The organism is Pseudomonas serboccidentalis, from assembly GCF_028830055.1.
Classification (GTDB): domain Bacteria; phylum Pseudomonadota; class Gammaproteobacteria; order Pseudomonadales; family Pseudomonadaceae; genus Aquipseudomonas; species Aquipseudomonas serboccidentalis.
The window spans coordinates 4,831,857-4,852,671 of the sequence record NZ_CP101655.1; the positions used below are offsets into that span (position 1 = coordinate 4,831,857).

The following is a 20,815-nucleotide window of genomic DNA, read 5'->3' on the forward strand; positions in this document are numbered from 1 at the left end:
AGCTCCTACAGGGATATTGCGGTCGATCAGGTCCGCATCCCGCGCCCACTCACCAGCAACCGCGCACAACCGAGATACAACACCACGGTCGCCACCAGCATGAAGGTGATCGCAATGCCGATGCGGATATCCGACACCCCGAGAATGCCGTAGCGAAAGGCGTTGACCATGTGCAGTACCGGGTTGGCCAGCGACACGGTCTGCCAGAACGGCGGCAGCAAGGTGATCGAGTAGAACACCCCGCCCAGGTAGGTCAGCGGCGTCAGCACAAACGTCGGGATGATCGAGATGTCATCGAAGTTGCGCGCAAACACGGCGTTGATAAAGCCCAGCAGCGAGAAGATCGTCGCCGTCAGCACCACCACGAGGATGGTCACGCCGAGGTGATGCACCTGCAGATGCGTGAAGAACAGCGACAGAATCGTCACGATCACGCCAACCATCAGACCACGCAACACACCGCCGATGGTGAAGCCGATCAGAATCGTGTGCGGCGACACGGGCGACACCATCAGCTCTTCGATGGAGCGCTGGAACTTGCTGCCGAAGAAACTCGAGACCACGTTACCGTAGGAGTTGGTGATCACCGACATCATGATCAGCCCCGGCACGATGTACTCCATGTAAGTGAAGCCACCCATGTCGCCGATCTGCCGACCGATCAGGTTACCGAAGATCACAAAGTACAGAACCATGGTGATCGCCGGCGGCAGCAGCGTCTGCGGCCAGATCCGCGTGAAGCGTTTGACCTCGCGGTAAACGATGGTCTGCAGGGCGACGAGGTTGGGACGGAATTCGGAACTCATACCGCCACCTTCGACAGATTTTTCTCCACCAGGGACACGAACAGCTCCTCGAGGCGATTGGTTTTGTTACGCAGGCTCAGCACTTCGATGTTCTGCTGCGCTAACTGAGTGAACAGCGCGGTGATGCCCATGGATTTGTCGACCTGGACTTCCAGGGTATGGCTGTCGATCAACCGGGCGGGATAGCCGATCAGTTGCGGCGCGGCGCTCAAGTCGTTTTTCAGATCCAGCAGGAAGGTCTCGACGTGCAACTGGCCCAGCAACTGTTTCATGCTGGTGTTCTCGACGATGGTGCCGTGGTCGATGATGGCGATGTTGCGGCACAGTTGTTCAGCCTCTTCCAGATAATGCGTGGTGAGGATGATGGTGATGCCTTTCTGGTTCAGCTCGGTGAGGAACGTCCACATCGAGCGGCGCAGTTCGATGTCGACCCCGGCGGTCGGTTCATCGAGGATCAACAGGCGTGGCTCATGCACCAACGCACGGGCAATCATCAGGCGCCGCTTCATGCCGCCGGACAGCGAACGCGACGGTACATCGCGTTTGTCCCACAGCCCGAGCTGGGTCAGGTACTGCTCGGCGCGTTCCTTGGCGACCTTCGCCGGAATGCCGTAGTAACCGGCCTGGGTCACGACGATGTCGAAGGTCTTTTCGAACTGGTTGAAGTTGAATTCCTGAGGCACCACGCCGATCGAGCGCTTGAGCGCGGCGGGGTTCTTGTCCAGGTCATGGCCGAAAATATTCACCGTGCCGCTGGTCTTGTTCACCAGGGTCGAGAGAATACCGATGGTCGTGGATTTGCCGGCACCGTTAGGGCCGAGCAAGGCGAAAAAATCACCTTCGGCAACGTCCAGATCGATACCACTCAAGGCCTGGAACCCGTTGCCGTAGGTTTTGGTTAGCTGCCGGATGGACAGAGCGGAACTCATATCTGATTTACGCACCAAGAAGGGAAGAAAAGGAAAGGTTAGGCCGGGCGGCGAACAAAACAACCACGGCACGTGAGCGCAATGGTGCTTGCCGCCGCCACACAAGTACAGTCAAGTGTGTTGATAGTTATTATCAAGTCAACGCGGTCATAACCGCTTTCTGATAGGCCGGACGCTGTTTCAATCGTGCGTACCAGGCCTCCAGGTGCGGCTGCGAGGTGCGCTCGATAGGCATTTCGAACCAGGCATAAATGAAACTGCCGAGGGGAATATCGCCCATGCCGATTTCGTTTCCGGACAAATACGGCTGGCTGGCGAGCGCCTGATCGGCCATGGCCAGCAGCGCCGTGCACTCCTTGATCGCGGCGTTGATCGCAGGCCAGTCCTGCTTGTCCGCCGGCGTGCGCAGAACCCCCCAGAACACAGTGCGGAACGGCCCGGCAAAACTCGAGGTAGTCCAGTCCATCCATTTGTCGGCGATGGCTCGGCTCTGCGGGTCCGCCGAGTACCACGCACTGTTCGGCGCATGCTTGGCCAGCAGGTAACGCACGATGGCGTTGGATTCCCACAGCACAAAGCCGTCATCCTCGATCACCGGTACCCGGCCGTTCGGATTCATCGCCCGATACTCAGGCGTATCGACCACACCGAAGGCACCCCCGGCGTCAATCGCCTCGTAGGCCAGACCAAGCTCCTCGGCGGCCCACAGTGGCTTCCTGACATTCGATGAATTTTTCCGTCCCCAGATCTTCAGCATGACCGCCTCTTTTCAAATGAGTGGGCGAGCAGCATACGCCGGATCAGACACGGCTCAAATCCGTCTGCATATCACCCAGGGTCTTCGCTTGTTGTCCGCCGAACAGATGCGGGTAGCACTTTTCCAGGTGTTCGAAGAAGAACTGCTCCGGCACATCGCTGAACTGGCCGTGATCGACCAGGTACTCCATCAAATGCGCGCCGTCGCGGTTGTACGGGTGGAACACGCTGTCGTTGATCCCGTCGAACTCCAGCGGCGCGACGTTGAACAACTCGCAGAGTTGCTGGTTGAAGGCCGGCGTGGCTTTGACCCAGCGATCGTTGAGGAACAGCTCGGTGTAGCCGTGCATGGCGAACACGTCACTGCGCAGCAGCTCCAGCAGACGCGGAGTCGACAGGTGGTTCCTGACGTCAGCCAGACCGATGCGCGCGGGAATGCCGCAATGCCGCGCACACCCGGCGAGCAACGTGGCTTTGGGCACGCAATAGCTTTCCCCGGTCGCCAAGGCATGGCTGCCACACAGGGTTTGCGGGTCGAGGCTGAACGTATACGGGTTGTAGCGCACCGCTTCGCGCACGGCGTAATAGAGACTGATCGCCTGCGCGAGCGGGTCGCCACTGGCACCCCGATGTCGTTCGGCGAACTCCACCACCGCCGGGTGGTCACTATCGATGAAGCGGCCGGGGTTCAGATACTCGCGCATGACGTTTTTCTCCTGGGTGAGTCCCGAGTCTAGCGACAGCTCAAGCACAGAGATAACGACGTTTCGGCCAAACATGCACGCAAAGGCGCGGGATTAGCGAACGAATTCCTACAGGTGTTGCCCACCGAACCTACGAAAACCATCCGGGGTTTCCCACGATTTCAATCACCTTGCTCTGACCACCCGGTTTTACAGATGCCGTCTAAGCTCTGGAGGGTCGATTTGCCTTGGTTCACGGAGGACTGAATATGCTGTTGTTGTGGATACTGGTTTTGATCGTTGGCGTGGCGTATCTCGCCCACCGGCGCATCGCCCCGCTGCCCGCGTTGGGCATCGTTGCCGTCTACCTGCTGGCGATGGGTATTTTCAGTCATGCACCGGGCTGGTTGTTGCTGGTGTTCTGGGTCCTGCTGGCGGTGGTCGCCGCGCCGTTGCTGCTGCCTGACCTGCGCCGCAAGCACTTCACCGCGCCGCTGTTCAACTGGTTCCAGAAGACCCTGCCGCCGATGTCGCAGACCGAACGCGACGCGATCGATGCCGGCACCGTGTGGTGGGACGGTGAACTGTTCAGCGGTCGTCCGAACTGGGACAAACTGCTGTCGTATCCCAAGGTCCAGTTGACCGAGGAAGAACAGGCCTTCATCGACGGCCCGACCGAAGAACTCTGCGCAATGGTCACTGACTGGCAGATCGGCCAGTCGATGGACCTGCCGCCCGAAGCCTGGAGCCACATCAAGGAACACGGTTTCTTCGCCCTGATCATTCCCAAGGAATTCGGCGGCAAGGGCTTTTCCGCCTATGCCCACTCGCAAGTGGCGATGAAGCTCGCGACCCGCAGCGGCGACCTCGCCTCCACCGTGATGGTGCCCAACTCCCTCGGCCCGGCCGAACTGCTGCTGCATTACGGCACCGATGAACAACGCAATCACTACCTGCCACGGCTGGCCCGTGGCGACGACATTCCGTGCTTCGCCCTCACTGGTCCGCTGGCAGGCTCCGATGCAGGTGCCATGCCGGACACCGGGATCATCTGCAAGGGCCAGTGGGAGGGCCAGGAAGTCATCGGCCTGCGCCTGAACTGGGAAAAACGCTACATCACCCTCGGCCCGGTAGCGACCCTGCTCGGCCTGGCCTTCAAGGCTTATGACCCGGACCATCTGCTGGGCGACAAGAGCGATCTGGGAATCAGCCTGGCGCTGATTCCCACCGACACACCGGGCGTGGAAATCGGCCGTCGCCACCTGCCACTGGGTGCCGCGTTCATGAACGGCCCGAACTCGGGTAAAGACGTGTTCATCCCGCTGGACTACCTCATCGGCGGCCAGGAAATGCTCGGCAAGGGCTGGATGATGCTGATGAACTGCCTGTCGGTCGGGCGTTCGATTTCACTGCCGGCAGTGGGCACAGGTGCGGCCAAGTTCACCAGTCTGGTGACCGGTCAATACGCGCAGATTCGTGAGCAGTTCAACGTACCGCTGTCGGCCTTCGAAGGCATTCAGGAAGCCATGGCTCGCATCGGCGGCAATGCCTGGATGATGGACGCAGCGCGCATGCTCACCGCCAACGCGGTGGATCTGGGCGAGAAACCGTCGGTGCTGTCGGCGATCCTCAAGTATCACCTGACCGAACGCGGCCGCGAGTGCATCAGCCACGCCATGGACGTGCACGGCGGCAAGGCCATCATCATGGGCCCGAACAACTACCTCGGACGCAGCTGGAATGGCGCACCGATCTTCATCACCGTGGAAGGCGCGAACATCCTCTCGCGCAACCTGATGATCTTCGGTCAGGGCGCCATTCGCTGCCATCCGTTCGTCCTCAAGGAAATGGCCCTCGCCGGACGCGAGGACAAGGAACAGGCACTGAAAGAATTCGACGGCCTGCTGCTCAAGCACATCGGTTTCGCGGTGAGCAACGCGGCCAGCACGCTGGTGCTGAACCTGGGCTTCGGCCACTTCGAGCCTGCGCCCGGGGACAAGATCAGTCAGGGCTACTTCCGCGCACTCAACCGTCAGGCCGCAGCCTTCGCAATGCTGGCCGACTTCAGCATGATGCTGCTGGGCGGCGAACTGAAACGCCGCGAACGCCTGTCGGCGCGTCTCGGCGATGTATTGAGCAACCTGTACCTGGCCTCCGCCGCGCTCAAGCGTTATCACGATCTGGATTCGCCGGCGCATATGGAACCGCTGTTCCGCTGGGCCATGGAAGAAAGCCTCGGCCAGTCGGAGCGCGCGCTGGATGAGTTGCTGAGCAACTTCCCTAACAAGCTGTTCGGCTGCCTGTTGCGAGTGATCGTGTTCCCGTTCGGCCGTCGCCACAAAGGGCCGTCGGACAAGCTCGGCGCCGAAGTGGCCGCCGTGATCGGCCGCGCCAAAGGCGATCCGACCCTCGAAGAACTGCTCGCCGGCTGCTATCGCCCGCAGTCCGCTGACGACGCCGTCGGTGCCCTGCAACATGCCAGCGATCTGCTGAGCGCGGTACAGCCGCTGCACAAGAAACTGCACACTTCGCTCAAGAGCGGTCAGGTCAAACCGCTGGCGGGTGAGCACGCTATCGATGCGGCGCTGGAGGCCGGGGTGTTGCAACCGCAGGAAGCACAGAGCCTGCGCGATGCCGAAGCGGCACGGCGCAAGGTGATCGACGTCGATGATTTCGACAAGGAAGAGCTGAAACAGGCAGAGGGCAAAGTCCGCTGATCCTGACAACCGTGTAGCTGTTTATTTGTGAAAAACGGGCGCGAGGGCTTTATACTCCCGCGCCCGTTTTGCTCTTGAGGACTTATCTCGTGTCCAACGTCGTCGCCGATCATCTTGTTTTGCTCGACCACCTGCGCAGTATCCTGGTCGCCGTAGGTGAGGCCGAACAGGTTCCCGAAGAAAGCCATGCCTTGTTCCTGGAGCGCTTCGACGAACTGCTGAAGTCACTGCCGATCGATCCGATCGAAAGCCAGTATCTGGGCCAGGACATCCTGACCCAAGTGATTACCCGTTACCCGCAAATTGCCCACCTGATCCCGCGGGATCTGCTGTGGTTCTTCGCTGGCGACTGCCTGCACTACCTGTCCGATGAAGAAATCGACCTGTACCAGGCGCTGGAAGAACGTCGCTACGAAGCCGAACAGAACGACGAACCGTTCGACTGGAATCAGGAAAAACAGCTGCTGGCGATGTCTGCACAAGACAGCAAGCACTAAGCTTCCAAAGATCAAAAGATCGCAGCCTGCGGCAGCTCCTACAGGGGATTGTGTGCATCCGTTTCCACGGTCGTACACAGTCAATGCAGGAGCTGCCGCAGGCTGCGATCTTTTGCTTTAAAGAAGCCCTTCACTCTCCGGCAGCTCATACGCCATCGCCAGATTGTTCGACGCGCCCGCCTTGCCTGGCTTGCTCAATGTCGGCTCCTTCTCCAGACACTCCACCAGATAATCGATGAACACCCGCAGCTTCGGCGGCAGATAGCGCGTCGGCGAATGCAGTAACCACAGGCCGCCGTGGTAAGACGCCAGGAATGTCCACTCCGGTAACACCTGCACAATCAACTTCTGCTCCAGCGCATAACGCGCGGTGAAATACGGCAGGCTGCCGATACCGATGTGCTGCAACACGGCCCCCAGGCGCACGCCGGTATGGTTGGCGGCATAGCGGCCACGCACGCCGACCGTCACCGCCTTGCTGCCCTTCTTGAATTTCCAGCGTGCATCGCTCGGGGTTTCGCCCAGATAGATGCAGCTGTGATTGAGCAGGTCATGCGGGTGCGTCGGGGTGCCGTGTTCGGCGAGGTATTGCGGGGTGGCGCAGAGCAAATGGTCGATAGTCAGCAACTGACGCCCGACCAGACCTGCCGGCGGACGATCAGTAATACGAATCGCCAGATCGACATGATCGTCGATCAGATCAACCTGGCGGTCCTCCAAGAGCAACTCGACATCGACCTTGGGATAACGCCGCAGAAACTCGGGCATGTGCGGATGAATCACGAAGCGCCCGACCGCTTTCGGCACGCTGACGCGCACCAGCCCTTCCGCCTCATGGGTGAACTGGCCACTGATCTCCATCACCGACTTGGCGGCGCTGACCATCTCCTGACAACGCTTGAACACTTCTTCGCCACCGTCACTCAAGCGCAGTTTGCGTGTGGTGCGCTGCAGCAAACGCGTGGCCAAGGCTTTTTCCAGGCGGGAAATGCTGCGACTGATCGCCGACGGCGACGACCCCAGTTGGCGGGCCGCCTCGGAGAAACTGCCGGTCTCCACGACCTTGACGAAGATCGCCATTTCACCGAGCAGTGGCAGCGGAAGATTGATGCTCACAGCGCACAAGTCCTTTGATGTTTGAACGGATTATCACGTTATTGCACGATTCATATAATAAAAATAGAAACTTTAATAAGGGCATGGAATATGACGCTTCGCCTCTTTTTCCATAGTGATGACCTCAAGGCTAATGTGGAAGTCCTCGACTGCACGCCCCACGAGAACGAATTTGCCGTGGTGCTGCGCGCCACGCTGTTTCATCCGCAGGGTGGTGGTCAGCCTTGCGACACCGGCATGATCGGCGAAAGCCAGGTGCTGCGCGTGGTCCAGGAACCGGACCGGATCGTGCATTACGTCGACCGCCCGGTGCCCCCCGGGATGACCTGCATCCACGTTGATGAGCAACGTCGCCGCTATAACACGCGCATGCATTCGGCCGGGCACCTGATCGGGCACTTCGTGCAGGCCATGGGCTGGACGCCGATCAAGGCGCACCACTGGCCAGACGAAGGCCGGGTACAGTTCAAACCGGGTGATACGGCACAAGAAGTCGACGCGCCAACCGTTCAATACGGTATCAATCAGTGGATTGAACACGATTTGCCACGCCTGACCTCGCTGCGTGAAGGCGCGCGGGAAATCGGCTTTGGCGAACTGCCAGCCTATGGCTGCGGCGGTACCCATGTACGTAGCCTGAAGGATTTGGGCACAGTCACGATCGCCTCCCTTTCGCAGAAGAAAGGCACGTTATCCGTCCACTACAGCGTGGATTAAGCATTTCGGGCGCTGCCCCGTGCAGCGTTCGACGCCGGGGGAACCGCACTCGCAGGTTCCGTTGACTATCGATAGATGGACCTAAAAACAATGATGCTAGACGTCGAGCGTCTCGATGAGACGTGCATAAAAAAACTGGCCAACGAAGAAGTCCTCGCCATTCGCGTCAAAGGCTTTTTGCCCGAGCCGCTGGCGATCCAGATTGGCGACAAGATTCTTGCTCCGGGCTTCGAGGGCTACATCAACGCGCCGAGCATCGGCCGGATCGGCATGGCGTTTTACGAGGCGGAAAACCAGCCGTTGCTGATCGAGGACTACTTCGAACGCGCCACCAGCAACATCGCCGAACTGCGCGAGCGTTGTGCGCCCTACTCCTCACCAGTCGATACCCTGCGCTGCATGCTCGATGAGTCATGGCCGGCCGGTGCGCACCTGGAAAACCTCTACGGCCGCAAGATGTATGTCGGCCTGTCGCGGGTGGTCAAACCCGGCGTGTGCTTCCTCGCCCATCACGACATTTTCGCCAAGGACGCGCCGGACAGCTTTCAGGCCCGCAGCCTGGAGGCGCAGTTCGCCTGCAACGTGTACCTGAACATGCCGACCGAGGGCGGTGCGTTGCAGATGTGGGACGACGACATCACCCCGGATCAGTTCGACGAGATGCGCGGCGACAGCTACGGCATCGACCCGGCGCTACTCGGCCCGCCATCCCTTGAGGTGCGGCCGGAGCCGGGCGATTTCATCATGTTCAATTCGCGCTGCATGCACTCGGTCACCCCGGGTGTGGCGGATCCGCGGCTGAGCCTTTCCTTCTTTGTCGGCTATCGCGGCAATGCTTCACCCCTGACCTTCTGGAGCTGAGATGCTATCGAACTACCTGGGCGAGTTTCTGGCACTGGCCACCATCCACTTTCTGGCCGTGGTTGCTCCCGGCCCGGACTTCGCCGTGACCATCCGCCAGAGCGTGCGCTTCGGCCGGCTGGTGGGCATTTGTACGGCACTGGGCATCGGCGCAGGCATTTCCGTGCACGTTCTTTACACCTTGCTCGGCGTTGGTGCTCTCATGCACACCACCCCGTGGTTGCTGACGGTAGCCAAGGTCGTCGGCGGCGCCTACATCTTTTACCTCGGCATTTGCCTGATTCGCAGCAAGCCGAAAACCACACTCGAGGGCGAAAAGAACACGGAGGAACCGCTGGTCGAGCAGTCGCTGTTCAAGGCGTTCAGCACCGGTTTTCTGACCAATGCCACGAACCCCAAGGCCACGCTGTTTTTCCTGGCGATCTTCACCACGATCATCAGCGCCAGCACGCCGCTTGAAATCCAGGCGCTGTATGGGGTGTGGATGTGTTTCGTCAACGCGCTGTGGTTCGTGATCGTCGCGCTGTTCTTTTCCAGCAGCCGGGTGCGCAACCTGTTCATGCGCATGGGCCATTGGTTCGAACGCAGCATGGGCGTGATCCTGATTCTGTTCGCCGGCAGGCTGGTGCTGTCGATGTAAATGCTGCGCTCAAACAAAAGGCCCGATCAGTTGAACACCGGTCGGGCCTTTTTCGTTTGTGCGCCGCTTTTGCATTTCTGTGCGACGGATCCCACTTCCGGGACTCCCCTTCAACACCTTGGCGGTGTTAGTTTGGAAAAGATTTGTTTCAACTTTCAAACACTTCCCACTCAACTGCCTGCAAAGGAATGCCCACTGCAATGAATTTTTCTCTCAAGCGCCTCGCCGCTACCAGCCTGATCCTGGCCAGCTTTTCTGCGTTCACCTTGCCTGCGCAGGCCAACATCACCTCGCAACAGAGCGCAGCCATTCTCAAGAGTTTCGATGAGGCGAGCGTCACCGACTTCCGCCAGTTTCTGGGTGCTGTAGGCAAGAGCGATCTGGGTAAAACCGACAACCTCGGCCCGGCGATCAATGCCTTTCTCGACAACAAGACCCCGACCGCCGAACAACAGAACGAGATCTACCGCCTGTTGGGCATTTACACCCGTGTGAAGTACGGCAAGGTCGCCCTCGAAACCCTGCGCGAACTGGTGGAAATTCCGACCTACCGCAAAGAAGGCGTGGCCCAGCACGACAATCCCGAGTTCATCAAGATCGCCGAAAAGATCAAGACTCTGGCCGAATCGTTCAACCTCAAATTCCGCAACGTCGACAACCGCGTCTATGAAATCACCCTCGACGGCAGTGGCGACGAAGTCGTGGGCATTCACGCGCATGCCGACGTGGTGCCGGTCACCCCGGAAAACTGGGTACTGAAAGACGGCACCAAACTCGACCCGTTCAAGGTGACGCTGATCGGCGATCGCATGTACGGCCGTGGCACCGAAGACGACAAGAACGGCATCGTCGTCGCGCTGTATGCGATGAAGGTGATCAAGGAAGAAAAGCTGCCACTGGCGCGCAATTTCAAACTGCTGGTGGACACCACCGAAGAAACCACCGGTGACGCGATCCCGTACTACTTCGAACACAACCCGACGCCGAACTACAACATGGCGCTGGACGGCGGCTACCCGGTGGTCATTGCCGAGAAAGGCTACGGCACGATCATGGCGAAATTCGCCAAACGCAAAGCCGAGGGCAAAGGGGCGGAAATCACCTCGATGACCGGCGGCATGGCGGCAAACCAGATTCCTTCGGCTTCAGTCGTCACCCTGGTTACCGACAAGCCTGCCGAGCTGGCGACCCGTCTGCAAAAGGCTGGCAATGAATACGTCAAACAGCAGGGTGGCGACTTCCAGGTGACGGCCAAAGTGGATGGCAAGCATGTCAAACTGACGGTGACCGGCGTTTCCGCGCACTCTTCCGAACCCGAGTCCGGCGTCAACCCGGTCGCGCGGATGCTGAGTTTCATTAACGGCCTGGACGGCAAGATCGCCCTCAAACACAACCAGTTTACCGACGCTGCCCGTTACGCCGCCGATAACTGGGGCCTGGATTACCTGGGCAATAAACTCGGGGTCGGCTTCTCCGATGCGTTCATGGGCCCGCTGACCACGTCCCTGACCTATGTGGGCGAAGATGACCAAGCGTTCAAACTGGCCGTCAACCTGCGGGTGCCGAAGGGCAAGTCGCCAGACGTCCTGAAAAAGCAAATCTCCGACAAACTGAGCGCCTGGAGCAGCAAGAACCACGTTGCGGTGACTTTCGATTATTCGATCGCCGAACCGATGTACCGCAACCCGGAAGGCGAATGGGTGAAAGCGCTGCTGGCGGTGGCCAGTGAAAACCTGGGCATGAAGCACGAGTTCGGTACTTCGGCCGGTGCGACATCGGTACATGAACTGCCGAATGGCGTGCAATTCGGCCTCGCCCGACCTGAAGTCAAATACACCGGTCACACCGACGGTGAGTTCAAGACGGTTGACCAGTTCCTGCTGGACCTGCAGATCGTCACCGAAATGATGGGGCGTGTCGGCCAACTGCCGAAGCTCTGATGAGCGCGGGCTCGCTGATACAGCGGGCCTGACGCGAAAACAAAAAAGGACCCGAAGGTCCTTTTTTGTTGCGCGACAAATGCTGCACAAACAAAAACGCCGATCATCACTGATCGGCGTTTTTGTGAAATTGGAGCGGGAAACGAGACTCGAACTCGCGACCCCGACCTTGGCAAGGTCGTGCTCTACCAACTGAGCTATTCCCGCAATGGCGTCCCCTAGGGGACTCGAACCCCTGTTACCGCCGTGAAAGGGCGGTGTCCTAGGCCACTAGACGAAGGGGACACGCTACCCGGAACACATGGTGTGTGTTTCGGTGCCCAGCGCCCTGTCCGAAGACCGGGTTCTGGTTTCACTCAGCCCCGCCCGAAAGCAGCGCTGTTTAAAACTGAATCTGGAAACAAAACGCCGCTCATCACTGAGCGGCGTTTTGTTTGAATTTGGAGCGGGAAACGAGACTCGAACTCGCGACCCCGACCTTGGCAAGGTCGTGCTCTACCAACTGAGCTATTCCCGCAAATGGCGTCCCCTAGGGGACTCGAACCCCTGTTACCGCCGTGAAAGGGCGGTGTCCTAGGCCACTAGACGAAGGGGACACGCTACCCGGAACACATGGTGTGTGTTTCGGTGCCCAGATCCATGCCCGAAGACTTGGCTCTGGTTTCACTCAGCACCGCCCGAAAGCAGTACTGTTTAAAATTGGAGCGGGAAACGAGACTCGAACTCGCGACCCCGACCTTGGCAAGGTCGTGCTCTACCAACTGAGCTATTCCCGCATTGGCGTCCCCTAGGGGACTCGAACCCCTGTTACCGCCGTGAAAGGGCGGTGTCCTAGGCCACTAGACGAAGGGGACACGCTACAACATTCACTCCCTGCCGCGTTTCGCTGTGTGCTTTACGCTGCAAGTGGCGCGCATTCTATGGATGGATTGAGGGGTCGTCAACCCCCAGATATAAATTTATTTAAATCAATGACTTCGACCTGCTTTCAGGCCCCACACAGGCTTTTCCGTCGCCTGAGGTTTGACGCCTATATTCCGCCACTCGCCAAGACGCTATAGTCCGCAACACAGTGATGGCAATCTGCACCCCAAGCGCCAGCATTCATATAAGCAGCGCCCGGCCGATATAGATTGCATCTGCCGAACCAACTCGTCGAGTGGCGCTAGGCGCAAAAATGCCAAGCCACTACACTCGCATGCGAACCCTATAAAGAGGTCTTACCGGTGACACCACTCATGATCACCCTGCTAGTCATAGCCGGGATCGCAATTCTGATCGCCATTGGCTACATGAACCATGTGGTGGAAAACAACAAACTGGAGAAGGCCCGCACCAAAATCGAACTCAACGACCGCCTGCGCCGCTGCGGCGAACTGACCGAAACCTTCCCCGGCCAGTTCATGACCCCGGCGCTCAAGCTGCTGCTGACACGCCTGGAACTGAACGTGTGCCAGCGCCTGCTGAACCTGGAAAAAACCAGCGCCACCACCAAGGCACGCATCACCGAACTGAGCGCACTGGTAGCCCAGGGCGAATCGATCCCGGTCAACAACCCACCGGCACCGATCCTGACCGAAGTCAAAGCCAAGGACGTACGCTTCCTGCTCGAAGCCCTGCACGGCCAGATCACCCGCGCCGCCCATGACGGCTTCCTGGCACCGAACGAAGCCAAACACTGGATCAAGGAAGTCCGGCATATTCTGGTATTGCTGCACATCGAATTCTTCAACAACCTCGGCCAACAATCCCTGCAACAAAACCAACCCGGCCAGGCCCGCCTCGCCTTCGAACGCGGCGTGCAATACCTGCGCAAACAGCAGGACCCGCAGATGTACTCGGAACAACTGCAATACCTGGAAAAACTCCTGGCCCGCGCCAACGCCCAGGTCATGGACAAGATTGCCCCGGTCGAAGGCGAAGTGAACCAATTGACCGAAGGCCTCAAAGAAGTCGAAGCCGATGCGGACTGGAAAAAGAAAGTGATCTACGACTGATGGTCAAAAGTTAAAGAGAAGCCACCGAGAGGTGGCTTTTTTGTTGGTGGCTGGCTGGCGTCCAGTGAGTACACTCAATTAGATATTGGTCGGCTGTCAGGCAGCCTTCGCGAGCAAGCTCGCTCCCACAATTGGATTGGGTGCGGTCAGTCAGAGATTGGTCGGCTGTCAGGCCGCCATCGCGAGCAGGCTCGCTCCTACAATTGGATCGGGTGCGGTCAGTTAGAGATTGGTCGGCTGTCAGACCGCCTTCGCGAGCAGGCTCGCTCCTACAGTGACCGCGTACCCCCAAATAGGCCGAGTGTCAGCTCGCCTCGCTTTTGATCTGCAGGCCCCGTCGGCAGGCTGAGTGGAGGGATTCATCCGGGGATGGGAGCGCAGCGACCGTTCGACGAAGTCGAACACATCGAGAGGAGGTGCAGCGAAGCAAACCGTAGGCGATACCCCCGGATGGATCCCGGAGCGAAGGGACCCGAGCCACGGCGAGGGCCGAACGTTGGGGCAAGCCTTTTGGGTTATTTTTTCGCTGGGCCGGCATTCCGGCGTCTGGAAAAAGTGACTCGCCGTAAGGGCGAAACCGCCAGCCGCCACACCCAAAGAAACGGTTATTCACACAACCCAACCAAGAACATGGTCGGCCCAAAGGCCGCCAAGTCAAAGCCGAAAATGCCCAACCATCCCCTTCAGCTCACTCCCCAACCGCGCAAGCTCAATACTCGAAGTAGCATTCCCGCGCATCGCAATCGAAGACTGATCCGCACTCGCACGAATACTCGTCACACTGCGATTAATCTCCTCAGCCACCGAACTCTGCTCCTCGGCCGCCGCCGCAATCTGCTGATTCATCTGCTGAATCAACGACACCGCCGCCGCAATACTCCCCAACGCACTCTCCGTCTGCAGCGCATCACTGACGGCAAGCTTCACCAATTCACCGCTGCTCTGAATCTGCTGCACCGACGAATGCGCCGCCGAGCGCAACGCACTGACCAGCCGCTCGATCTCCTCGGTCGATTGCTGGGTACGCCGAGCCAACGCGCGAACCTCATCGGCCACCACCGCAAAACCCCTGCCCTGCTCCCCGGCCCGCGCCGCCTCGATCGCCGCATTGAGCGCCAGCAGATTGGTCTGCTCGGCCACGCTTTTGATCACATCGAGCACCGTGCCGATATTCTGGATTTGTGCACTGAGGCTTTCGATGCTCGAACTGGCCGACGTCGCTGAATCCGCCAGTTGCTCGATCCGCGCCATGCTCTGGCGCACCACCTGCTGCCCGCTCTCGACCTTGTCATCCGCCGTTTGCGCAGCCAGCGCGGCTTCTTCGGCGTTACGCGCCACGTCATGCACGGTGGCGGTCATCTGGTTCATGGCCGTGGCCACCTGTTCGGTTTCTTCCTTCTGGCTGCTGACTTCCAGATTGGTCTGCTCGGTCACCGCCGACAGCGATTGTGCAGAACTGGCCAACTGCTCGATACCCGCCTGCAAGCCGCTGACGATCGTGCTCAGCCCGGTACCCATCTGCTGCATCGCCAGCATCAGTTGGCCGATTTCGTCGCGGCGAGTCACCTCGACCCGCGCACTCAAATCCCCGGCGGCAATCTGCTGCGCGACCCGCATCACACTGCGCAACGGCGCGACGATCAACCGGGTAATGACCCACGCGGCAATCAGCCCGACCAGCAACGCCAGCGCTGAAGAACCAATGATCAACACCGAGTTCTTATTCAGTTCCGCCTGCATCGCACCGTCCTCGGCGACATACGCCTGATCGACGCGCTCCATGACCTGCGCCGCACGCTGGTGCAATTGTTCGTAGACGGTTTTTTCCTGGGCCAGCAGGCCGGTGTATTCGGCCAACTTGTCGTTGAAACCGGTGATATGCCCGGACACTTCATTGAGCACTGTCAGGTAGCCCTCATCCTTGACCGTGGTCTTCAACTGCTCAGCCTGAGCCTGGGCCTGAGCGGCCTGCTCGATGTTGCCCTTGCCGGCACTGTCGGCATCGCCCTTGCGGCTCTGGTCGAGACGAATCCGCGCTTCGTTCATCGCTTGCAGCATCAGCTGCGACACCTGGCTGACCTGACTGGCCTGTTCGATGAACTGCGCGCCGTCCTTGCCTTCGGTGTCCTTCAAGGTATACGCGCCATCATCGGCCAACCCGGCTTGCAGCACGTCCAGGTTGTTGGCCACGCTGGACACCGACCAACTGGCCATTTCCAGCGCCAGATCCTTGGCCTGAGTCAACGAAACGAACTCGTCGAACGCCTTGCGATAGGCGCCCAATGACTGCTCGACATCGCTCATCACCGCCACGTTCGCTGGCGACTGCGCCTTGAGTTGCCCGGCCTGGGCCAGCAAACCGTCCACGCCCTCACGCAAGGCATCGACGGTTTTCGGGTTGCTGTGCAGCGCATAATCCTGTTCCAGAAGCCGCACCTTGAGCAACGCGCTGTTGAGCGCCGACATCTGTTTCAGCCCGTCGAAACGCTGACTGATGGCCTGCAGGGACCAGACACCGATGGCGGCGACCAGCGCGGTCAACAGCAGCACCAGTACAAACCCGATACCCAGTTTTTTCGCCATACCGAGGTTGGCAAAACGTCCTTGCACGGCCGAAATCATTGCGCGTAGTCCCCTGCCAAAGTCTGTTGACGAAGATTCGCAACGGCCATGGAGCAGCACAAGTCTCTGGCGTCGGAATAATGGCAAAAAGCTACGCCCGCGTCGTTTTCAGAACGTTTGAGGTCGATTAGCGCGGGTACTGCGAAAAAACTGCCGGGCCCGCAGATCACAAGCATAGGCCACATTGATCCGTTGCCACTCGTCGGCTTCACCATTCGGGCTGAAAGCCCCCGGGGCACAAAGGCGCACGCCACTGCTCTGGGCCTGACGGTGCAATCGGGCCGGATCGCTCAGCAGTGAACGGGCCCAGATGAACAGTCCGCCACAGGGTTTGCCGAACACTTCCCAGTCGGCATCTTCCAGCGCCTGCAGCGCGGCTGCCCGATCGGTATTCAGGCGCTGACGCTGGCGCTGGACCATTTTGCGATACGCGCCACTCGCCAGAAGGCTGGCCAGCACCGCCTCATTGAAACCCGACACGCCCATGCTGCTGATCATCTTGACCCGGGCCAGACGCGCAATCAGCGGCTGCTCGGCGCAGATGAAACCGACGCGCAACGAACTGCTCAGCGTCTTGGAAAAACTGCCGACGTAGATCACCCGTTCATCAAGTGCCGCCAAACGAATACCGTTGCCATTGTGCAGGTCGGCGTAGACATCGTCTTCGATCAACTGCACTGCGTGAGCGTTGCACAACTGCAGGATCTGTTGCGCCACACCCGGAGCCAGACAGGAGCCGGTGGGATTGTGATGATGACTGTTGATGAACATCGCGACCGGCCGAAACTGCTGCAACAGCGCCTCCAGCGCCTGCGGATCCGGGCCGCTCGGTGTGCGGCGCACCTCCAGCAGCTGCACGCCGTGCAGGCGCAACAATTCGAACAGCGGCGCGTAGCCCGGATTTTCAACCACCACGCAGTCGCCTGCCTTGAGCAGGGTGCGCACCAACAGATCCAGCGCGTGGCTGGCACCGGCGGTGGTCAACACCTGCTCATCACGGGCCTGGATATCGATCAGCCTGAGGCGTTTGACAATCTGCTCGCGCAACGCCGGCAGCCCCAGCGGGCTGCTGTAATTGAACAGACTCGCCATGTCGGTACGGGCGACCTGCCGGATCGCGTAGCTCAGGTCATCGGACTCACGCCAGCTTTGCGGCAAGCCCCCCTCGCCGAGTTGCAGCCCGCCCTCTGCCAGCCCGCCGTCGATTGCCGCCAATCCCCTGCAGCACCCGGTGTCTGGCCGCGCCGCAGCCACCATGAAACCCGAACCCTGACGCGCGGACAGAAGCCCCTGGGCTACAAGCCGCTCACAGGCCTCGACCACACACGACTGACTGAGCAGATTGGAGCGCGCAATTTGCCTGACGGAGGGCAGCCGCGTGCTCGGCGCCACGCCACTTCGCAAGATCCAGTCGGTCATTCCATCAACAATCTGCTGTACGACCGGCACCATTGCCTGTCGGTCAATTCTCAATTCCATGAGCACGCAAACTCCTGTCCGTTTTGCTGGCGGCAGTAAATCACAGCCACGCCGTACAGGCTGTGCGACAACGCCGTCAAAAGCGACCGTTCTAACCCTTTGATACACATTGTTTAACGGATTCACGGAACTGACGGCCCGCCATCAAAAAACCCGCACGAAGGCGGGTTTCTCAGGTCGTCCAGTACAGCTTCAGAAAGCGGTGACGCCGCCATCCACGGCCAGGGAATGACCGGTGGTAAACGCCGCGCCATCACTGCACAGATAGAGCACGGCGCTGGCAATTTCCTCGACCTTGCCGATACGCCCGACCGGGTGCATCGCGTTGGCGAATTCGCCTTTTTTCGGATCGGCCTCGTAGGCGCGGCGGAACATGTCGGTGTCGATCACTGCCGGGCACACGGCGTTGACGCGGATTTTCTTCTTCGCATATTCAATCGCCGCCGATTTGGTCAGGCCGATCACCGCGTGCTTGGACGCCGCATAAATGCTCATCTTCGGTGCCGCCCCAAGCCCCGCCACCGAGGCGGTGTTGACGATCGCCCCGCCGCCCTGAGCCAGCAGCAATGGCAATTGGTACTTCATGCACAGCCAGACGCCTTTGACGTTGACGCCCATGATCGCGTCGAACTCATCCATCGAGCCGTCGGCCAACTTGCCTTGCTCGATTTCGATCCCGGCATTGTTGAAGGCGTAGTCGAGACGACCGTAGGTATTGATCACATCGTCCATCAGATTTTTCACTTCGCTTTCAACGGTAACGTTGCAGCGCACGAAGGTCGCTTCGCCACCGGCGGTACGAATCAGCGCCACCGTGCCCTCGCCCCCCGCCGCGTCCAGATCGGCCACCACCACTTTCAGGCCTTCGGCGGCGAACGCCTGGGCGGTCGCCCGGCCAATGCCGTTGGCCGCACCCGTGACTACGGCAACCTGACCGGAAAACGTCATGCTCATTGTTATGTCCTCGAAGGAGAGATGCAGGAGGGTTTTGCAGATTCGCAGCATAGCCACCGGCGCCCGCGCCGCGTCAGCACTATCAGAAGGCTGTTTATGGCTTCATCCGTGGCAGTGATAAAACCCGGCGGGGGACTATCACTGCACTGGATCATTACGCATTCGCCGCATCAGCCAACCTTGCAGCATTGGCCTGGAGGGTCTATCAACAAGGCTTCATTCAGTTCGAGTGCCTGCCATGACCTCCCAGACCAATCGCCAGTTCCTGCTCGCCAAACGCCCGGTGGGCGCCGCCACCCGTGAGACCTTCACTTACCAGGAAGTACCGGTCGGCGAACCTGCGACGGGACAGATCCTGGTCAAGAACGAATACCTGTCCCTCGACCCGGCCATGCGCGGCTGGATGAACGAGGGCAAGTCCTACATCCCGCCGGTCGAAATCGGTGAAGTCATGCGCGCCTTGGGCGTCGGCAAAGTCATCGCCTCAAACCATCCGGGCTTTGCTGTCGGCGACTACGTCAACGGTGCGCTGGGTGTGCAGGATTATTTCCTCGGTGAGCCCAGAGGTTTCTACAAGGTCGATCCGAAACTGGCGCCGCTGCCGGTGTATCTGTCCGCGCTGGGCATGACCGGCATGACCGCCTACTTTGCGCTGCTCGATGTGGGCGCACCAAAAGCCGGCGATACCGTGGTTCTTTCAGGTGCTGCCGGTGCGGTGGGCAGCATTGCCGGGCAGATCGCGAAAATCAAAGGTTGCCGGGTTGTCGGCATCGCCGGCGGTGCCGACAAATGCAAATACCTGATCGATGAACTGGGCTTCGACGGCGCCATCGACTACAAGCACGAAGACGTGCTGACCGGGCTCAAGCGCGAATGCCCGAAAGGGGTCGACGTGTACTTCGATAACGTGGGCGGCGAGATCCTCGACGCGGTGCTCAGCCGCCTGGCGCCGAAAGCCCGGGTGGTGATCTGCGGCGCCATCAGCCAGTACAACAACAAGGAAGCAGTCAAAGGCCCGGCCAACTACCTGTCACTGCTGGTCAACCGTGCGCGCATGGAAGGTTTTGTAGTGATGGACTACGCCGCCCAGTACGCCAGTGCCGCTCAGGAAATGGCAGGCTGGATGGCCAAGGGGCAGCTCAAGAGCAAGGAAGACATCGTCGAAGGTCTGCAGACCTTTCCGGAGACGCTGATGAAATTGTTCAGCGGGGAGAACTTCGGCAAGTTGGTGCTGAAAGTTTAGTTTCACCACAAACCAATTGTAGGAGTGAGCCTGCTCGCGATAGCGGTGTATCAGTCACAGTAAATGTCACTGATACACCGCGATCGCGAGCAGGCTCACTCCTACAGGGGTTACTTAGGCGATTTCGGCCACGACCGACGCCAGCGCCTTGGCCGGGTCCGCCGCCTGGCTGATCGGACGGCCGATCACCAGGTAATCGGAACCGGCATCCAGCGCCTGACGCGGGGTCAGGATACGACGCTGATCGTCCTGCGCACTGCCCGCCGGACGAATCCCCGGGGTCACCAGTTGCAGCGACGGATGCGCCGACTTCAGTGCGGTGGCTTCCAGTGCCGAGCACACCAGACCGTCCATCCCGGCCTTCTCGGCCAGCGCGGCCAGCCGCAGCACCTGCTCCTGCGGCTCGATGTCCAGACCGATACCGGCCAGATCCTCGCGCTCCATGCTGGTCAGCACGGTCACACCGATCAGCAACGGCTGCGGACCGCTGCGCTTGGAAAGCTCTTCACGGCAGGCCGCCATCATGCGCAGGCCACCGGAGCAATGCACGTTGACCATCCATACACCCATCTCGGCAGCGGCTTTCACGGCCATCGCGGTGGTGTTGGGAATGTCATGGAATTTCAGGTCGAGGAACACCTCGAAGCCTTTGTCACGCAGGGTGCCGACGATTTCCGAGGCGCAACTGGTGAACAGCTCCTTGCCCACTTTGACCCGGCACAGTTTCGGGTCCAACTGGTCGGCCAGCTTCAGTGCGGCGTCACGGGTGGGGAAATCCAGGGCGACGATGATAGGAGTCTGGCAGGCGGACATGGATAGGCTCTCAGGCAAGTCGAAATCGGCGCGCATTGTAGCGGA

17 protein-coding genes, 6 tRNA genes and 1 pseudogene are annotated in these 20,815 nt (G+C 59.8%); 8 read left to right on the forward strand and 16 right to left on the reverse strand.

Going from position 1 to position 20,815, the window contains the following annotated elements; all coding sequences use genetic code 11:
• Positions 1–26: 26 nt before the first annotated feature.
• The 4 genes from NN484_RS22020 to NN484_RS22035 all read right to left on the reverse strand — a co-directional run bounded on the left by NN484_RS22020 (position 27) and on the right by NN484_RS22035 (position 3,195).
• Entirely contained in the window at positions 27–806 is a 780-nt protein-coding gene (locus NN484_RS22020) for an ABC transporter permease (protein WP_007908200.1), read from the reverse strand.
• A complete protein-coding gene (locus NN484_RS22025; protein ID WP_274657893.1) occupies positions 803–1,735 on the reverse strand; it encodes an ABC transporter ATP-binding protein in 933 nt (310 codons plus the stop codon). The genes NN484_RS22020 and NN484_RS22025 overlap by 4 nt, the downstream gene beginning before the upstream one ends.
• 133 nt (positions 1,736–1,868) lie before the next feature.
• A complete protein-coding gene (locus NN484_RS22030; protein ID WP_215502071.1) occupies positions 1,869–2,492 on the reverse strand; it encodes a glutathione S-transferase family protein in 624 nt (207 codons plus the stop codon).
• 43 nt (positions 2,493–2,535) lie between these two features.
• On the reverse strand, positions 2,536–3,195 hold the full coding sequence (locus NN484_RS22035) for a transglutaminase-like domain-containing protein (RefSeq protein ID WP_274657894.1): 660 nt from the start codon (positions 3,193–3,195) through the stop codon (positions 2,536–2,538).
• A 248-nt stretch (positions 3,196–3,443) separates the two neighbouring features.
• On the opposite strand from NN484_RS22035, the gene NN484_RS22040 reads away from it, so the two are divergent.
• Both NN484_RS22040 and NN484_RS22045 read left to right on the forward strand, forming a co-directional pair.
• The gene (locus NN484_RS22040; RefSeq protein WP_274657895.1) at positions 3,444–5,891 is read left to right on the forward strand and encodes an acyl-CoA dehydrogenase; all 2,448 of its coding nucleotides are present in this window, start codon (positions 3,444–3,446) and stop codon (positions 5,889–5,891) included.
• Positions 5,892–5,980: 89 nt separating this feature from the next.
• Positions 5,981–6,388, forward strand: a complete 408-nt coding sequence (locus NN484_RS22045) for a PA2817 family protein (protein WP_127648956.1) — start codon at positions 5,981–5,983, stop codon at positions 6,386–6,388.
• Between the two features lie 117 nt (positions 6,389–6,505).
• On the opposite strand, the gene NN484_RS22050 is transcribed toward NN484_RS22045, so the two are convergent.
• Positions 6,506–7,504, reverse strand: coding sequence for a LysR family transcriptional regulator (locus NN484_RS22050; RefSeq protein WP_274657896.1), 999 nt, complete (start codon positions 7,502–7,504; stop codon positions 6,506–6,508).
• Between the two features lie 90 nt (positions 7,505–7,594).
• Here NN484_RS22050 and NN484_RS22055 point away from each other — a divergent pair, with 90 nt between their 5' ends.
• The 4 genes from NN484_RS22055 (at position 7,595) to NN484_RS22070 (ending at position 11,662) form a co-directional block, all read left to right on the forward strand.
• A complete protein-coding gene (locus NN484_RS22055) occupies positions 7,595–8,221 on the forward strand; it encodes an alanyl-tRNA editing protein (RefSeq protein WP_215502075.1) in 627 nt (208 codons plus the stop codon).
• A 90-nt stretch (positions 8,222–8,311) separates the two neighbouring features.
• Entirely contained in the window at positions 8,312–9,082 is a 771-nt protein-coding gene (locus tag NN484_RS22060; protein WP_274657897.1) for a 2OG-Fe(II) oxygenase, read from the forward strand.
• A gap of 1 nt (position 9,083) precedes the next feature.
• Complete coding sequence (locus tag NN484_RS22065) at positions 9,084–9,722, forward strand: LysE family translocator (RefSeq protein ID WP_127648959.1); 639 nt, start codon at positions 9,084–9,086, stop codon at positions 9,720–9,722.
• Positions 9,723–9,922: 200 nt separating this feature from the next.
• Complete coding sequence (locus NN484_RS22070) at positions 9,923–11,662, forward strand: dipeptidase (protein WP_274657898.1); 1,740 nt, start codon at positions 9,923–9,925, stop codon at positions 11,660–11,662.
• 131 nt (positions 11,663–11,793) lie between these two features.
• Here NN484_RS22070 and NN484_RS22075 read toward each other — a convergent pair.
• The 6 genes from NN484_RS22075 to NN484_RS22100 form a co-directional block, all read right to left on the reverse strand.
• Positions 11,794–11,869 (reverse strand) — tRNA-Gly (locus NN484_RS22075).
• A gap of 2 nt (positions 11,870–11,871) precedes the next feature.
• Positions 11,872–11,947: transfer RNA gene (locus tag NN484_RS22080), tRNA-Glu, on the reverse strand.
• A gap of 156 nt (positions 11,948–12,103) precedes the next feature.
• Positions 12,104–12,179: transfer RNA gene (locus NN484_RS22085), tRNA-Gly, on the reverse strand.
• A gap of 3 nt (positions 12,180–12,182) precedes the next feature.
• A tRNA-Glu gene (locus NN484_RS22090) sits at positions 12,183–12,258 on the reverse strand.
• A 104-nt stretch (positions 12,259–12,362) separates the two neighbouring features.
• Positions 12,363–12,438, reverse strand: a tRNA-Gly gene (locus NN484_RS22095).
• Between the two features lie 2 nt (positions 12,439–12,440).
• A tRNA-Glu gene (locus NN484_RS22100) sits at positions 12,441–12,516 on the reverse strand.
• Positions 12,517–12,900: 384 nt separating this feature from the next.
• Between NN484_RS22100 and NN484_RS22105 the strand changes: the two genes are divergently transcribed.
• Positions 12,901–13,659: a hypothetical protein gene (locus NN484_RS22105; protein ID WP_274657899.1), complete on the forward strand. Its 759-nt coding sequence runs from the start codon at positions 12,901–12,903 to the stop codon at positions 13,657–13,659.
• 654 nt (positions 13,660–14,313) lie between these two features.
• Here the strand turns inward: NN484_RS22105 and NN484_RS27400 are convergent.
• The 4 genes and pseudogenes from NN484_RS27400 to NN484_RS22120 all read right to left on the reverse strand — a co-directional run bounded on the left by NN484_RS27400 (position 14,314) and on the right by NN484_RS22120 (position 18,714).
• Complete coding sequence (locus tag NN484_RS27400) at positions 14,314–15,195, reverse strand: methyl-accepting chemotaxis protein (RefSeq protein WP_425518816.1); 882 nt, start codon at positions 15,193–15,195, stop codon at positions 14,314–14,316.
• Positions 15,175–16,281, reverse strand: a pseudogene (locus NN484_RS27405) (HAMP domain-containing protein); the annotation flags it as partial. The pseudogene NN484_RS27405 and the gene NN484_RS27400, both read right to left, overlap by 21 nt.
• A 108-nt stretch (positions 16,282–16,389) precedes the next feature.
• Positions 16,390–17,760, reverse strand: a complete 1,371-nt coding sequence (locus NN484_RS22115) for an aminotransferase-like domain-containing protein (protein WP_274657901.1) — start codon at positions 17,758–17,760, stop codon at positions 16,390–16,392.
• Positions 17,761–17,952: 192 nt separating this feature from the next.
• A complete protein-coding gene (locus NN484_RS22120) occupies positions 17,953–18,714 on the reverse strand; it encodes an SDR family oxidoreductase (protein ID WP_274657902.1) in 762 nt (253 codons plus the stop codon).
• Between the two features lie 238 nt (positions 18,715–18,952).
• Between NN484_RS22120 and NN484_RS22125 the strand changes: the two genes are divergently transcribed.
• Positions 18,953–19,957, forward strand: a complete 1,005-nt coding sequence (locus NN484_RS22125; RefSeq protein ID WP_274657903.1) for an NADP-dependent oxidoreductase — start codon at positions 18,953–18,955, stop codon at positions 19,955–19,957.
• A gap of 114 nt (positions 19,958–20,071) precedes the next feature.
• Here NN484_RS22125 and pyrF read toward each other — a convergent pair whose 3' ends face one another.
• Positions 20,072–20,770 carry an orotidine-5'-phosphate decarboxylase gene (pyrF, locus tag NN484_RS22130; protein WP_164747918.1) on the reverse strand — a complete coding sequence of 233 codons (699 nt, stop codon included), beginning with the start codon at positions 20,768–20,770 and terminating at the stop codon, positions 20,072–20,074.
• Positions 20,771–20,815: the final 45 nt, after the last annotated feature.